Annotated in this window: 12 protein-coding genes; 9 read left to right on the forward strand and 3 right to left on the reverse strand. The window is 41.3% G+C overall.

Translation table 11 applies throughout. The features are described from left to right. Window positions 1-4 precede the first annotated feature (4 nt). The 3 genes from typA to gap all read left to right on the forward strand — a co-directional run bounded on the left by typA (window position 5) and on the right by gap (window position 4,124). A complete protein-coding gene (gene typA, locus Q0E03_RS08870) occupies window positions 5-1,840 on the forward strand; it encodes a translational GTPase TypA (protein ID WP_297131845.1) in 1,836 nt (611 codons plus the stop codon). Window positions 1,841-1,842: 2 nt separating this feature from the next. Then, the gene (gene hemW / locus Q0E03_RS08875) at window positions 1,843-2,883 is read left to right on the forward strand and encodes a radical SAM family heme chaperone HemW (protein ID WP_297131848.1); all 1,041 of its coding nucleotides are present in this window, start codon (window positions 1,843-1,845) and stop codon (window positions 2,881-2,883) included. Between the two features lie 224 nt (window positions 2,884-3,107). After that, the gene (gap, locus tag Q0E03_RS08880; protein ID WP_297131851.1) at window positions 3,108-4,124 is read left to right on the forward strand and encodes a type I glyceraldehyde-3-phosphate dehydrogenase; all 1,017 of its coding nucleotides are present in this window, start codon (window positions 3,108-3,110) and stop codon (window positions 4,122-4,124) included. Between the two features lie 403 nt (window positions 4,125-4,527). On the opposite strand, the gene nrdG is transcribed toward gap, so the two are convergent. Beyond that, window positions 4,528-5,058 (reverse strand): anaerobic ribonucleoside-triphosphate reductase activating protein, encoded by a 531-nt coding sequence (gene nrdG / locus Q0E03_RS08885; RefSeq protein WP_297131854.1) that lies wholly within the window; start codon window positions 5,056-5,058, stop codon window positions 4,528-4,530. 140 nt (window positions 5,059-5,198) lie between these two features. Here nrdG and Q0E03_RS08890 point away from each other — a divergent pair, with 140 nt between their 5' ends. The 3 genes from Q0E03_RS08890 to Q0E03_RS08900 all read left to right on the forward strand — a co-directional run bounded on the left by Q0E03_RS08890 (window position 5,199) and on the right by Q0E03_RS08900 (window position 9,052). Next, complete coding sequence (locus tag Q0E03_RS08890; protein WP_297131858.1) at window positions 5,199-6,377, forward strand: polysaccharide pyruvyl transferase family protein; 1,179 nt, start codon at window positions 5,199-5,201, stop codon at window positions 6,375-6,377. Window positions 6,378-6,394: 17 nt separating this feature from the next. Next, window positions 6,395-6,889, forward strand: a complete 495-nt coding sequence (locus tag Q0E03_RS08895) for a GtrA family protein (RefSeq protein ID WP_297131863.1) — start codon at window positions 6,395-6,397, stop codon at window positions 6,887-6,889. Window positions 6,890-7,351: 462 nt separating this feature from the next. Beyond that, a complete protein-coding gene (locus Q0E03_RS08900) occupies window positions 7,352-9,052 on the forward strand; it encodes a carbon starvation protein A (RefSeq protein ID WP_297131865.1) in 1,701 nt (566 codons plus the stop codon). Between the two features lie 215 nt (window positions 9,053-9,267). On the opposite strand, the gene Q0E03_RS08905 is transcribed toward Q0E03_RS08900, so the two are convergent. Both Q0E03_RS08905 and Q0E03_RS08910 read right to left on the reverse strand, forming a co-directional pair. Continuing rightward, the gene (locus tag Q0E03_RS08905) at window positions 9,268-9,960 is read right to left on the reverse strand and encodes a response regulator transcription factor (protein WP_297131869.1); all 693 of its coding nucleotides are present in this window, start codon (window positions 9,958-9,960) and stop codon (window positions 9,268-9,270) included. A gap of 35 nt (window positions 9,961-9,995) precedes the next feature. Continuing rightward, the gene (locus tag Q0E03_RS08910) at window positions 9,996-11,492 is read right to left on the reverse strand and encodes a HAMP domain-containing sensor histidine kinase (RefSeq protein WP_297131872.1); all 1,497 of its coding nucleotides are present in this window, start codon (window positions 11,490-11,492) and stop codon (window positions 9,996-9,998) included. Between the two features lie 339 nt (window positions 11,493-11,831). On the opposite strand from Q0E03_RS08910, the gene nrdD reads away from it, so the two are divergent. From nrdD to Q0E03_RS08925, 3 genes are all read left to right on the forward strand, one after another. Further along, the gene (nrdD, locus tag Q0E03_RS08915; RefSeq protein WP_297131875.1) at window positions 11,832-14,033 is read left to right on the forward strand and encodes an anaerobic ribonucleoside-triphosphate reductase; all 2,202 of its coding nucleotides are present in this window, start codon (window positions 11,832-11,834) and stop codon (window positions 14,031-14,033) included. Between the two features lie 127 nt (window positions 14,034-14,160). Next, the gene (locus Q0E03_RS08920; RefSeq protein ID WP_297131877.1) at window positions 14,161-14,859 is read left to right on the forward strand and encodes a LytTR family DNA-binding domain-containing protein; all 699 of its coding nucleotides are present in this window, start codon (window positions 14,161-14,163) and stop codon (window positions 14,857-14,859) included. Further along, entirely contained in the window at window positions 14,859-16,142 is a 1,284-nt protein-coding gene (locus tag Q0E03_RS08925) for a GHKL domain-containing protein (protein WP_297131880.1), read from the forward strand. The genes Q0E03_RS08920 and Q0E03_RS08925 overlap by 1 nt, the downstream gene beginning before the upstream one ends. Window positions 16,143-16,180: the final 38 nt, after the last annotated feature.

The raw sequence follows: 16,180 nt of genomic DNA on the forward strand, positions 1-16,180 counted from the left end.
TATTGTGGCAAGAGAAGAAAGAAAAAACATAAAAAATATTGCAATTATTGCTCACGTTGACCACGGCAAGACCACCCTTGTTGATGAGATGCTTCATCAAAGCGGTATTTTCCGTGACAACGAGGTTGTGCAGGAAAGAGTAATGGACTCAAACGACCTTGAAAAGGAAAGAGGCATTACAATTCTTTCAAAGAACACCTCAATTCATTACAAGGACACAAAAATTAACATCGTTGACACACCGGGACACGCAGATTTCGGCGGAGAGGTTGAGCGTATTCTCACTATGGTAGACGGCGTTCTCCTTGTTGTTGACGCATTTGAGGGATGTATGCCTCAGACCCGATTCGTGCTCAAAAAGGCACTCGGCTTACATAAAACTCCGCTTGTTGTTGTCAACAAGATTGACCGTGACGGCGCAAGACCTGCCGAAGTTATTGACGAGGTTCTCGACCTTTTCATCGAACTTGGTGCTGATGACGACCAAATTGATTTCCCTGTTATCTATGCTTCGGCAAGAGAGGGCTATTCTTCAACCGACCCAACCGTTCGTGGAGGCGATATGCGTCCGCTTTTGGATGCTATTTTGGAATACATTCCTTCACCTGTCGGCGACCCTGACGGTCCTGCACAGATTTTGTTCTCGTCACTCGAATATGACGATTATGTAGGCAGAATCGGTGTCGGCAGAGTTGAAAGAGGCACAATTAAGGTTAACACTCCTTATGTCCTTTGCCGTCAGGACGGAACACAGGAGAATGTCAAATTCACAAAGATGTATCAGTTTGAGGGACTCAAGAGAGTTGCTTGCGACAGCGCAGAGTTCGGCGACCTTGTTTCCGTTGCCGGCATTGCCGACCTTAACATCGGCGAAACTGCTTGCGACCCTGAACACATCGAGCCGCTTCCGTTTGTAAAAATTGATGAGCCTACAATCAGTATGAACTTCATCGTTAACGATTCACCGTTTGCAGGCAGAGAGGGTAAGTATGTAACCTCTCGTAATCTCCGTGACAGATTGTTCAAGGAAGTTGAAACCAATGTTTCTATGCGTGTTGAAGAAACCGATTCTATGGATACATTCAAGGTTTCGGGCAGAGGCGAACTCCACCTTTCAATCCTCATTGAAACTATGAGAAGAGAAAATTACGAATTCCAAGTTTCCCGTCCGCAGGTTATTACAAAGACAGATGCAAACGGCAAGGTGCTTGAACCTATGGAAACCGCAATTGTTGAAGTGCCTGAAGAATATGTCGGCGCTGTTATGACAAAGCTTTGCTCACGCAAGGGCGAAATGATTAATATGGATACCCGCCCGACAGGTATGACTCATATGGAAATCAAGATTCCGTCAAGAGGTCTTATCGGTTACAGAAGCGAATTTTTGACCGACACCAACGGCAACGGTATTATGAATCAGCTCTTTGCAGGTTATGAAGAATGGCACGGTGAAATCGAAACAAGAAGCCGCGGTTCAATCGTAGTTCACGAAACAGGCACAACAACAGGTTACGGACTTTGGAACACACAGGACAGAGGTCGTTTGTTCGTTGGTCCGGGCGTTGATGTTTATGAGGGTATGATTGTCGGCGAATGTGCAAAGGATGAAGATATTGTATGCAATGTCTGCAAGAAAAAGCATGTCACAAACACTCGTGCAAGCGGTTCGGACGAAGCACTCAAGCTTGTTCCTCCAACCACTCTTTCACTTGAACAGAGTATGGAGTTTTTGGCAGATGACGAACTTCTTGAAGTTACTCCAAAATCAATCAGACTCCGCAAAACAATCCTCAGCAAGGAACTCAGATTAAAGGCAGAAAACAGAGCCAAAAAGGGTTAATTATGATTGATGAGCGTTCGGGATTGTATTTTCACATTCCGTTTTGCAAAAGCAAATGTCCGTATTGCGATTTTTACAGCGTGAAGTTTGACGAAGCGTCTGCACAGCAATATGTTCAAGAAATATGTGATGAAATTAAGCAGTATCAAGGTATCTTTGATACTGCTTATTTCGGTGGGGGCACTCCGAGTATTTTGCCTCCCGAATTAATCGGAAAAATCCTTGATTGCGCAAGGGAACAGTTTGAAATTTCGGACGATGCGGAAATTACGGTTGAGTGTAATCCGAGCAAGGATTTGTCCGAAGATTTCAAAAAATATGCTTCATACGGCGTTAATCGTATAAGTCTCGGTATGCAAAGTGCGGTTGACAGCGAACGCTTTGCACTCGGCAGAGTGGCAGGCAAAAATGAAGTTGAACGCACGATAAATTATGCAAGGCGGTCGGGGATAGAAAACGTCAGCCTTGACCTTATGCTCGGCACTCCTAAGCAAACGATTGACTCGCTCGATTATTCGTTCGATTTCATCAAAAGTATGGGCGTTCCTCATGTGTCGGCTTATATGCTGAAAATCGAGGAGGGCACAAAGTTCTACCAAATGCGTGACCGACTTGTTTTGCCCGATGATGACATTGTGGGCGAAATGTATCTCAAAACCGTTGAAACGCTGGCTTCGTTTGGAATTGAGCAGTACGAAATCAGCAATTTTGCAGTTCCCGGATTTGAGAGCAGGCACAACACGAAATATTGGACTTTGACCCCGTATCTCGGAATAGGCAAATCGGCTCACAGTTTTTGGGACGGCAGAAGATTTTTCTACGACAGAGAATGGAACAAAATCGATGACGGCACAGGCGGTGACAAGGAAGAACAAATTATGCTCGGACTCCGCCTTGCAAAGGGAATTGACAAATCGCTTGTTGACCGAGATTGCACCGATCTTGTCAAAATGGGATATGTTGCCGACCTCGGTGAGCGAATCGCATTGACCCCAAAAGGTATGCTCGTTTCCAACACGATAATAAATTATATAATAGGTTAGGCGAAAATCGTGGTGATATTGTTTGCGATTCAGTCAAAATATCGCCAAATTTTTGCAGATTGTTACAAAATTAACATAATATATGTAGGGTATATAGATTGTTTTTGTATAATCTGTAAAAAATGCAATTTTCGCTTGATTATTAATAGTAAAAAGTATAAAATAATAGTGCAATAAAATAAAGCAATTTATTTAATTAATTTAATTTTCGGAGGTATAATCCAATGGTAAAAGTTGCTATTAATGGTTTCGGCCGTATCGGTCGTCTTGCTTTCCGTCAGATGTTCGGCGCTGAAGGCTACGAAGTTGTTGCAATCAACGATCTTACAAGCCCAAAGATGCTTGCTCATCTTTTGAAGTACGATTCATCACAGGGCAAGTATGCTCTTGCTGATACAGTTTCAGCTACTGACGATTCAATCATCGTTGACGGCAAGGAAATTAAGATTTATGCAAAGGCTGACGCTTCTGAGCTTCCTTGGGGCGAGCTTGGTGTAGACGTTGTTCTTGAGTGTACAGGTTTCTACACATCAAAGGAAAAGGCTTCTGCTCACGTTAAGGCAGGCGCTCGTAAGGTAGTTATCTCTGCTCCTGCAGGCAACGACCTTCCTACAATCGTTTACAATGTAAACCACGACACACTTACAGCTGAAGATACAGTTATTTCTGCTGCATCTTGCACAACAAACTGCCTTGCTCCTATGGCTAAGGCTCTTAACGATTTTGCTCCAATCCAGAGCGGTATCATGTGCACAATCCACGCTTACACAGGCGATCAGATGACACTTGACGGTCCTCAGAGAAAGGGCGACCTCAGAAGATCAAGAGCAGCTGCTGTTAACATCGTACCTAACTCAACAGGTGCTGCAAAGGCAATCGGTCTTGTAATTCCTGAACTCAACGGCAAGCTTATCGGTTCTGCTCAGAGAGTTCCTACTCCAACAGGTTCAACAACAATCCTTACAGCTGTTATCAAGACAGACAAGGAAGTTACTGTTGAAGCTATCAACGCAGCTATGAAGGCTCAGGAAACAGAATCATTTGGTTACAACACTGATGAAATCGTTTCTTCAGATATCGTTGGTATGAGATACGGTTCACTCTTTGATGCTACTCAGACAATGGTTCTTAAAGTTGCTGATGACACATATGAAGTTCAGGTTGTTTCATGGTATGACAACGAGAACTCATACACATCACAGATGGTTAGAACAATCAAGTACTTCTCAGAGCTTGGCTAATTAACAACCTAAAACAAAACTCGGAGCATCTGCTCCGAGTTTTTTAGTCTGTCGATAAAGCTCCTGAACTACGCCGAATTACAGTTTGTTGACAAAATCTGATGTGTTATGTATAATTACAAAGGATAAGGAAAACTACCGGGTACGGTAGGCGGTTAAATCTTTCCCCGACCTTTTTAAGGTGTAAGGGGGTGTTGTGATGGAATATCTTATTTTTGCTATTATCTTTATAGTTGTAGCCACAGGATACATAAAAGCAACAGATAATAAAAAGAGATAATCGCCACATTTCCACAGGAGCGATTATCTCTTTTTAATCGATATGTGGGGCTAACCGTCTATCGGGCAAGCTCCTTATCTGTTTTTATTATATATCAATTATTTCGTTTTGTCAACATCGTGCTTATTCAAGGTAAAGCATGATTTTTTGTTCATTGATGGTTTTCTTTATGTCGATTACTCTTTGATTGGATGAACCACGGAATTTGAGCGTGATTGAGTGCAAATCTTCCACATACGGGCCGTCAACAAGCACATCAATCAGCGACAGCATTTCCTTGCTGATGTCGGTTGCGGCACGGCTCTTTTCCTCCGTGCTTCCGAGAATTTGCTCAATGGTGAAACCTGTGTAGCACCAAACGGTTTTGTCCGGGAATTTTTCGTGGAACATAATCAAAAACGGCACAAGCACCTTTTGATTTTCAGGTTCAAACGGTTCTCCGCCAAGAAGTGAAATTCCGTTTATCCAGTCGTGGTCAACGCTTTTGAATATATCCTCCATGGTTTCTTCGGTGAAAAGATTTCCGTATCCAAAGTCCCATGTAATTTCGTTAAAACAATTTTTGCAATGATGTCTGCAGCCGGAAACAAAAAGAGATGTTCTCACTCCCTCGCCGTTTGCGATGTCATTTGTTTTTATTTCTGCCCAATTCATATAGTCACCTCAACATCACTTTTCTACATTATAGCACAATGTTTACATAAAATAAAGAGTATAATGTTTGACAATTATATGTTGGGTGTGATAAGATAAATACATACTATATAAAGTATTTTTTTAAGGAGTATTACATAATGAAATACGGTGTGTTGTACAGAAAAACAACTAAAAACATCGGTGACGATATGCAGTCATATGCAGCAGAGCAATGGTTGCCGCATACCGATTATTTGGTTGATATTGAAGATATGGACAGCTTTAGGGCTGATGATGACGAGCCGGTTGCAACCATTATGAGCGCATGGTATATGTGGGAAAAGTGGAATTGGCCGCCGTCAAAATATATTTATCCTTTGTGGATAGGATTTCACTATAATGATATTCAAAGAGGCAGGCCTCGTGGTATGCCTTCGAAGTTTGAGTATATCGAGGACGGACCGGGCAAGGAATATCTCAAAAAATATGAGCCTATCGGTTGCCGTGATTATTACACGCAGGAGCGTCTTTCGGAGCGTGGAATAGACAACTATTTTTCAGGTTGCGTAACTCTCACCCTCAAAAAGCGTCCGCCAAAGCCGAGAGAAAGAGAATATATTGTTCTTGTCGGTCTTGCAAAGTCTGTTGAGGAGGCTGTCAAAAAGCAGATGGAGGGCACCGGCATTGATGTAATCGTTGAGCCGCCGACCCGTCCTATTCCGTCAGACCAATTTATGACTTGGGAGCAGAGGCGTGCCGAGGTTGAGGAAAGACTTGACCTTTATCAAAACGCAAAGTGTGTGCTTACTTTCAGAGTTCACTGTGCACTTCCTTGTATCGCACTTGAAACTCCTGTGCTTTGGGTTCGTCACAACTTCAATTCGGTTCGACTTGACCCATACAAGCACTATGCAAACACGGCTCTCAACGAGGATGTTATCGCAGGCAAGTACAAGGATTATATGCTTAATCCTATTCCGAACCCTGACACCTACAAGCCTGTCAGAGAAAATCTTGAAAAAATCATTTCCGAATTCATCGACAAGGCAGAGCACGAAACTCGCACTGCTTCCGAGCTTTACGAATCACAGTATACCGATGAGGAAATTATGCAGTGGCGTCACGATACTATGAAGAAAACTCTTTATAGCTATCACAAGGAGCATCACATTGACCTCCGTGAAATGGTTGCTATGAGAAACGAACTTGCGAAGTATCACAAAATCGGCGATATTGAGGAACTTCGCCTAATGAACAGGGAATACAATTCAAAGATAGTCAGATTTGCAGTTAAATGCAGACGACTTCTGCTTAAACTTTTAGGCAAAAAGCCATAATAAAAAGGATCGATTATATGAGCGAAAAGAAAGAAAAAGGCAACGGCGGTTTTTGGCAGTTCATAAAATTTGCGCTGTTCTCCGCTTCTGCCGGTATTATTCAGGTTGCGGCTTTCACTCTTATGAGCGAGGTAATTATCAAGTTGCCGTTTATGCAGAATTTGATGGCGTCAAATGCCACTTTTGCAAAAATTATGCAAAATGAGTACGGTCCGATGTATCTCATTGCACTTTTGATGTCGGTTATTTGGAACTTTACCTTTAACCGAAAATTCACCTTTAAATCGGCAAACAATGTGCCTATTGCAATGCTCAAGGTTCTTGCGTTTTACTGCGTATTTACACCCGTGAGCACAATTTTGGGCAATCATTTTACGGAAAAGTTTGCTGATGTAACTGCGATTAATTATATTGTCCTCGGTTGCACAATGGCGTGCAATATGATTACGGAATTTTTGTACGACAAGTTTGTTGTGTTCCGTGGTCAAGAGGGAACAGCGGTTAAAAAATAGACAAATAGCGACTTTTGAATAAATCGCAATTTGTTCATACTTACAAAATTGTGCCGAAACATTTGACAAATTGATTTTTTGGTATTAACATAAAACCATAAATTAAACAGACAAATGCAATGAACAGGATATGACTTTGCGTAGCACCGTTTACAGAAAGCTGTCGGTTGTGCAAGACAGTAACAGGCACGCTTTGCCCTCACCTGCAAGCAGTTTCAGTGAAAGATTGCGAGTAGTTGAAAACGGGACTCACCGTTATATGAGACACTGTTAATTTTATTGACGGTGATTGAGCGGTCGGCATCTGTCGGCAAGCAAAGTGGTAACACGAAAGCACCAAATTTTATGCCTTCGCCTTTGCGGAAAATCGGAAACGATTTTCGCTTTGGCGGAGGTTTTTGTTTTTGTTATCTAATGCAAGTTGCTTTTGAACTGTAAAAAAAGAGAAAGAAGATGTAAATTATGAACACGCTTGTAATTGTTTTGATTGCTGTTGTTGTTCTCGGCGCAGGTTATGTCTTTTACGGCAGACATCTTGCAAAAAAATGGGGCATTGACCCTAAAGCCGAAACCCCTGCCGTAAAATATAATGACGGTAAGGATTATGTTCCGACAAACGGTTGGACAGTATTTTCTCACCAATTTTCTTCAATTGCGGGTGCAGGCCCTGTAACCGGCGCTATTCAGGCGGCTGTGTTCGGTTGGCTTCCCGTACTCCTTTGGATTTTAATCGGCGGCGTATTCTTCGGTGCGGTAACCGACTTCGGTGCACTTTATGCTTCGGTTAAAAATCAAGGCAAATCCATGGGTATGCTTATTGAAAAGTACATCGGTAAAACGGGCAGAAAACTTTTCTTGCTTTTCTGCTGGCTCTTTTCCCTCTTGATTATTGCGGTATTTGCGGATATGGTATCGGGTACTTTCAATGCGTTTGATGACGTGACAGGCAAGCTTGCGGCTAATGCTTCGGTTAACGGTTCAGCCGGTATGGTGTCGATTATGTTTATGGTCTTTGCCGTAATCTTCGGCCTTATCCAAAAGAAGTTCAACTTCTCCGGTTGGAAAGAAGCTGTTTTGGGCATTGTGTTCATCGTTGCTTCGTTTGCCGTAGGTATGCAGTTCCCGCTTGAATTCAGCAAAACAACATGGAGCTATGTTGTATTTGTTTATATTTTCTTTGCCGCAATTCTTCCTATTTGGCTTATGAAACAGCCTCGTGACTATATGACAACAATTATGTTTGTTTGTATGATTGTCGGTGCGGCTTTGGGACTTGTAATCGGTCACCCTACAATGAATCTTCCTGTGTTCACAGGCTTTAAGAATGAACAACTCGGCACAATGTTCCCGATTTTGTTTGTAACCGTTGCCTGCGGTGCGGTTTCGGGCTTCCATTCACTTGTATCATCAGGCACATCATCAAAAACAATCGCCAATGAAAAAGATATGCTCAAGGTTGGCTACGGCGCAATGATTCTTGAAAGCGTACTTGCCGTTCTTGCTCTTTGCGTTGCAGGCGCTGCCGCTAAAAACGGTATTCCTGCCGAGGGTACTCCTTTCCAAATCTTCTCATCGGGCGTTGCAGGTTTCTTTGAAAAGATGGGTCTTTCGGTTCACTTATCAACAGTATTTATGACAATGTGCGTGTCTGCTCTTGCTCTTACAACACTTGATGCCGTTGCACGTATCGGCAGAATGTGTTTTCAGGAATTCTTCAGCGTTGACGATATGGAACACGCAAAGCCTTGGAGAAAGGTTGTTTGCAATACATATTTTTCAACAATCGTCACACTTCTTTGCGGCTTTGTTCTCACAAAAATCGGCTACCAAACAATTTGGCCGCTTTTCGGTTCGGCAAACCAACTTTTGAGTGCGCTTGTTCTCATCACACTTTGCGTATTCCTCAAGGTAACAGGCAGAAGCAACAAGATGCTGTTCCCTCCGATGATTATTATGCTTTGCGTAACATTCACCGCCCTTGTTCAGCGTGTAATCGGTCTTGTTAAATCTCTTGCCGCAGGCACAGATGTTTTTGCAAGTGTAATTCAGCTTGTTGTTGCGGTTCTTCTTATCGTGCTTGCCATTATTATTGCAATTAACTCATTTAAGAGTTATATCCACAGCAAGAAAAACAGCGAGGTTGAAGAAGTCAAAGACTGTTGAGAAAGGTTCTGAAACACGCTAAATATTATCAACCGAATAATGCCTCCGCTTAAATGTAAGGTGATTCCCCCGTTAATCGGGGGAAATGTCTGCAACGCAGACAAAAGGGGGCGTCTACGCAGTAAAGGTGGCAACACGAAGTGTTGACGGTGGGGTTTTAAAAATGCTGTAAGTATTGAACTTACAGCATTTTTTGCGTTTTTTCGTTTTTTGTCTTACTTGTTGAAGCGGTAGCCCTTACCCCAAACTGTGTTGATGAGTTCCATATTGTTGTCAACCGCAAAGAGCTTTTCTCTTACTCTGTTTATGTGTACGGTGACGGTCGATGTGTCACCCATAGAATCGTAGTTCCAAATCTTGCTGAGAAGTTCCTCTTTGGTGAAGACCGTGTCGGGATTTTCTGCCAAAGTTGCGAGGAGGTCGAATTCCTTGTTTGTAAAAGTGATTTCGGTGTCCTCAAAGAAAATTCTGCGAGATTTTTTGTCGATTTTCAGATTGTCAATTTTAATGACGGACGAGTCTTTCAGGTCGGTGTTTGTCAGCCTTTCGTATCTGTTGAGGTGGGCGATAACCCTTGCAACAAGTTCCGACGGGCTGAACGGCTTTACGATATAATCGTCTGCACCGAATCCGAGTCCGTTGATTTTGTCGAATTCATCTTTTTTTGCACTGACAAGAAGAATCGGTATGTTGCTGAATTCTCTGATTTTTTTGCAAACCTCAAGTCCGTTGAGTGACGGAAGCATAACATCCAAAAGCACAAGTGCAACATTGGAATTCTGTGCTATTTCAAGTCCTTTTAAGCCGTCATCTGCACATAGCACTTCAAATCCGTGTGCCTCAAGATAATCTCTTTCAAGGCAGGTGATGTTTTCATCGTCCTCTATGATAAGTATTTTTTTATTCATTGGTTTTCCTCCGTTTGTTTGTCATAGGCTTGCCGTTAAGCCTCCCTGTTGAGCGAAATCATAATGGTTGTTCCGCTGCCTTCTTTGCTTGTAGCCCAAATGTGACCGTTGTGAAGTTCAACGATTTCTTTGCATACCGCAAGTCCCAAACCTGAGCCGTCACGTACCCTTGTTCTTGCTTGGTCGGCACGATAAAATGTTTCAAATATATGCTTTAAATTTTCGTCTGTAATTCCGATACCGTTGTCGGATACAGCGATGATAACCGACTTATCGTAGATTTCAAGGCTGATGCTGACAACAAGTTTTCTTGCACTTGATGAATATTTCAACGAGTTTGAAATGATGTTGTTGAGCACTCTTGAAAATCTGTTTGGGTCGAGCATAACATATGCTTTTTGTTTGATGTTTGGTCCTGCATATGTGAGATTAATACGGCTTGTGTCAACCTTGCGATGCTTTTCCACAAGGTATTCGATGATGTAATCATTTATGTCTATTTTGATTGTTTCAAGCTGTGTTGAACCCGATTCAAGCTTTGAAAGGGTCAAAAGTTCGTCAAGCAATTTTTCCATATCAAGCGCAGAGGAGTATATCGTTTGCAGATATTTTTCCTGCTTTTCGGGAGTGTTTGCAATTCCGTCACGAAGTCCCTCAACATAACCCTTGATTGATGTCAGCGGGGTTCTTAAATCGTGTGCAATTCCGGCAGTCATTTCTTTTCGTGAGTCAGCCATCTCGGTTTGCATTTCGATAGACTCTTTCAGTTTGTCGGTCATATCGTTGATTGATTTAACGGTTGTGCCGATTTCGTTGGTTGAGTCGTATTCGATGTGATAATCGAGATCGCCGCCTGCAATTTCGTTTGCACCGTCAGACAGCTTTTTGATAGGTACGGTGATTGTTTGTGATGTTATAAGCGACATAATCAGGTTTGATACGATTATGATAACAAAAGCCATGAGCACCATAAAGCCTGTTCTGCCTGTAAAAATAGCTTTGAAATCTTTGAGTGAACTTCCTTGCGAAGCGTCTTCAACGGAAAAGTTGGGATTAACTACTTTGATGGAGAACTTTCCCGCATCGGTTTTAAGATGGGATTTTATTATAAGTCCGTCTTTGCCGAAATAGTACATATTTCGCTTGTCGTCAATATCCATAATTGCTTTTGCGTGGGCATCAATCTCTGCCTTTTCAACATTGGCAAAATATTTTTCTCCGTTTTTTGTGATGTAAATTTCCGAGCCAAGCTCCGAGATTGATTTTGTGATGCCTTTGAGGTCTTTTTTTATTTTTTCATCTGTGTCGTTGTCGGCAAGCTCTTTGTTTATGCTGTTGATAGTTTGTGCCCATTGAAGCTGATTGATTGTTGAATAATGGTTTGAATCAACTCTTGATATTCCGTAAATATCGGGAAGCAGCGAGCGAAAGACGAGTATAACGGCAATTATCATAATCACCGATGTTGCAATGCTTGCAAGAGTTGCCAGCGATATCCTTGTGGCAATCTTCATATTTTTAAAATTTTTCATATAGATACCTCTTTTATATATTAAAACAATTTATAACTTTTTTCAAGTGCTAAGCATTTTATTGCAACACTGACAAATATTTAACGCTGTTTACAAATTGTAATATTTGCTTGTCGGACTGTTTGACGCTTTGTGCGATATACTGCGTGTTTGCGAAAATGTGCAAAACAACATTTCGTATAATTTTATTACAATTTGGATTGCGAGCACAATATATTGTATTTTTTGCCCGAATTCTATTGACATATCCACAGTATTTTGTTATTATGATAAAGGTCACACATCAAAGGTTACAGCTTTGTAACACTCGGTTTAAGTTATTTGAAAGGGGAAAGAATAATGAATATTATTAAGAGAAACGGCTCGGAAGCCAAGTTTGACCTTAACAAAATCGTTATCGCAGTATCAAAGGCGAATGCTGCCTGTGAAAGAAAAGAACTTACTCAAGGTCAAATCAACGACATTGCAGAATTCGTTGAGTTTAAAATCGGCAAGGCTAACCGTGCTTTGTCGGTAGAGGAAATTCAGGATATCGTAGAGGATCAAATTATGGCGCAAGGTGCGTTCGAGGTTGCAAAGCGTTATGTTAAGTATCGCTACACCCGTTCTCTCGTGCGTAAGGCAAACACAACCGACAATCAAATTCTCTCCCTTATCGAATGTAATAACGAAGAGGTTAAGCAGGAAAATTCAAACAAAAACCCAACTGTCAACTCGGTTCAGCGTGATTATATGGCAGGCGAGGTTTCAAAGGATATTACAAAGAGAATTTTGCTTCCTGAGGACATTGTTGAGGCTCACGAAAACGGACTCATCCACTTCCACGATGCAGACTATTTTGCACAGCATATGCACAACTGCGACCTTGTCAACTTGGAGGATATGCTCCAAAACGGCACGGTTATTTCAGATACAATGATTGAAAAACCGCACAGCTTCTCAACGGCTTGCAATATCGCAACACAGATTATTGCGCAGGTTGCTTCATCACAGTATGGCGGTCAGTCAATTTCTCTTGCACACCTTGCACCGTTTGTGCAGATAAGCAGAGAAAAAATCCGTGCACAGGTTATCGAAGAAGCAAAGGATTTCGGCGGTGAACTTACAGAGGAAAAGATTGTTAAGATTACCGAAAAGCGTTTGCGTGACGAGGTTTCAAGAGGCGTTCAGACCATTCAGTATCAGGTTGTAACACTTCTTACAACCAACGGTCAAGCTCCGTTTGTAACCGTGTTTATGTATCTTAACGAAGCAAAGAACGAGCAGGAAAAGAAAGACCTTGCACTTATTATTGAGGAAACACTCCGCCAGAGAATTAAGGGTGTTAAGAATGAAAAAGGCGTTTGGATTACTCCTGCGTTCCCTAAGCTTATCTATGTTTTGGAAAATGATAATATCAACGAAAACACACCGTTCTTCTATCTTACCGAGCTTGCGGCAAAGTGCACGGCAAAGCGTATGGTGCCTGACTATGTAAGCGAAAAAGTTATGCTCAACCTCAAGGGTGATGTTTACACTCCTATGGGTTGCCGTTCGTTCCTCACTCCTGACAGATTTACGGAAGCAGGGGTTGGCAATATTGCAAGAGCAAAGAATTATGTTGAGGGCAAAAAGAAGTATTACGGCAGATTTAATCAGGGTGTTGTTACAATCAACCTTGTTGATGTTGCTTGCACATCGGGCGGTGATATGAACAAGTTTTGGGAAGTTTTTGACGAGCGTCTTGAACTTTGCTATCGTGCACTTATGTGCCGTCACAACAGACTCAAGGGCACACTTTCCGACGCTGCTCCTATTTTGTGGCAACACGGCGCACTTGCACGACTCGACAAGGGCGAGCCTATCGACAGACTTCTTTATGATGGATATTCAACAATTTCTCTCGGTTATGCAGGTCTTTATGAATGTACAAAGTATATGACAGGCAAGTCGCACACCGATGAAAACGGCGGCAAGGAATTTGCATTGCAGGTTATGCGTCATATGAACGATGCTTGTGCAGAGTGGAAGGAACAGACAAATATCGACTTCTCGATTTACGGCACTCCGCTTGAATCAACAACCTATAAATTTGCAAAATGCCTTCAAAAGAGATTCGGCATAATCAAGGGCGTTACAGATAAGAACTATATCACAAATTCTTATCATGTACACGTTACAGAAAAGATTGACGCATTCACAAAACTCAAGTTTGAGAGTGAGTTTCAGGCTCTTTCACCGGGCGGTGCAATTTCTTATGTTGAAGTTCCTAATATGCAGGACAATATTCCGGCAGTTATTCAGGTTATGAAGTTTATCTACGACAACATTATGTATGCCGAACTCAACACAAAGAGCGACTATTGTCAGTGCTGTGGCTATGACGGCGAAATCAAAATTGTTGAAGATGAACACGGCAAACTTATTTGGAGATGTCCAAACTGTGGCAACGAGGATCAGGACAAGATGAATGTTGCAAGAAGAACTTGCGGTTACATCGGCACTCAGTTCTGGAATCAGGGCAGAACACAGGAAATCAAGGACAGAGTTCTCCACCTGTAAATGTACAATTTTATATCAGATAAGTTTTGAGAAAGCTTCGTTTATCGAGGCTTTCTTTTTTACTATTATTTTGTATTTTATATGAAAGTATGGTATTATGTTGTTAGTATAACAAGGCGGTGACAAAATGAGAGTTGTGATTTGTGATGACGAAAAGGCTTGCGTTGATGACATAGTTAAAAATATTGATGCCTTTTCTGCCGAGAGCGGAATTGAATTTGAAAAGCATATTTTCTTTTCGGCAGAGGAAACTTTGCGTGCGAATTTGAAATTTGATATTGCAATACTTGATGTTGAGATGCAGGGCGAAAATGGAATCAAGCTCGGCGAAGCTTTGCGACAGGCTAATCCTCATATCATTTTGATGTATGTCACCGCTCACAGAAAATATCTTGATGACACACTCAATTTGAATGCGGTTCGATTTTTTGAAAAGCCTATTGATTCTCAAAGGTTTTACCGTGGCTTGCGTGAGAGCATAAAGCGAATTGATAATTCAGCCATCAATTTTTACCTAAAAGACAAAGCGACCCTTGAAAAAGTTGTCAGCCAAGACATAATTTATGTTGAAATTGAAAAAAGACATTCCAAGGTTGTGACAACTCAAAAGGAATATCATTCGGCAAATCATATTAGTTTTTGGAAAGAAAATCTTAACCCGAACATTTTTATTTCTCCGCACAAAAGCTACTTAATCAATATGAATTATGTCACATCCTATGAACGGGATTCGATTGTTCTTGATGACAAATTCAACATTCCCGTTGCACGGAACAAGCAGGCTGATTTTTACAGGGCGTTCATTCGTTTTGCGGAGGGCAAGTGATGAATTATTTGAATGTTGGCATTGGATATCTTTTTGAATATCTGATAACCGTTTCGTTTTGCAACAGCATTATGAAAAAGAAAATGAAGTATTCAAAAATTCTTCTGTGCACTTTTCCGTTGTGCGTGGCAGAATTTGCGGTGTATTTCATATTTCAAAATGCGTGGCTCAATGCGGTGCTGTCGTTTTTGGTGTTCTTTTTGACAATGGTGATAGGATACAAAGAAAAAACGGGCAAGCAAATCATCTATACATTTTATCTGACGATAATTATGTGGCTTTCCGAAACTGTTTTTTCGCTCAACAGAACAATAGGTTCGTTCCTTGTGGCAGGCGATAAAAATCCCGAAAACAGCTCGATTATTATTGTCCTCGGAATTAAGATGCTCAATCTGATTTTGGTTCAGTTGTTTGTTCTTATAGTCAAGCACCGAGATTTTCAGCAAAACAAAAAGATTGTTCCGCTGTTTATTTATCCTGTGATTACAATGTGCTTGATTATGTATTTCTATTATCTTGCAACGGAATACAATTTTGACGCAAAAGAGATAGATATATTTTTGGTGATTATAGTTGTCAGTTCTTTGATGAGCGTGGTTATATTCATTTATTACAGCATGCTCAACGAACAGGACAAAAAGCTGAAAGAACTTGAAAAAGAGCAACAGTTTGTGGAACTGAACGACTCATATATGCAGGTGCTGGAACATCAAAACAAAGAAATGCAAATGGTGTTTCACGACACGAAGCATCACTATATGGCTATTGAAAATATGGACAGCCTTGATGATGTCAAAAATTATGTTTCAAAGTTGTATCCACAGCTTGAAAACAAAAACCACATCAACATTTCAAGCAATAAAATGCTCGATTTGTTGCTCAACAAATATATTGTAACTTGCCAAAGCAGGGGGATAAAGTTCAATTTTGATGTCAAAACCGTTTCGCTTGATTACATTGACGATTCGGAACTGTCAATCCTCATTTGCAACATTCTTGACAATGCGGTTGAAAGTGCGGAAAAAAGCAATGAAAAGATTGTTGATTTGTCGCTGAAACGCATTGGCAATATGGATTTGCTGTCGGTCGAAAACAGTTGCGATGTTTCGCCAAAACACAATGAAAGTACGCTGATTACCTCAAAGACAGACGGCAAAAATCACGGCTTGGGCACAAAGAGTATTGAACGCTATGCAAAGAAAAACGGCGGAAAATACGAATGGTTTTATGACGAAAACGAAAAGCGTTTTCATCTGAACATCTTGTTTAATGAAAAAGATTGATTATATTAATTGCATCTTTCTTGCTTATAGGGAAGTGC

Origin of the sequence: uncultured Eubacterium sp., assembly GCF_934525195.1 — a bacterium.
In the GTDB taxonomy this organism is placed as follows: Bacteria; Bacillota; Clostridia; order Oscillospirales; family Acutalibacteraceae; genus Eubacterium_R.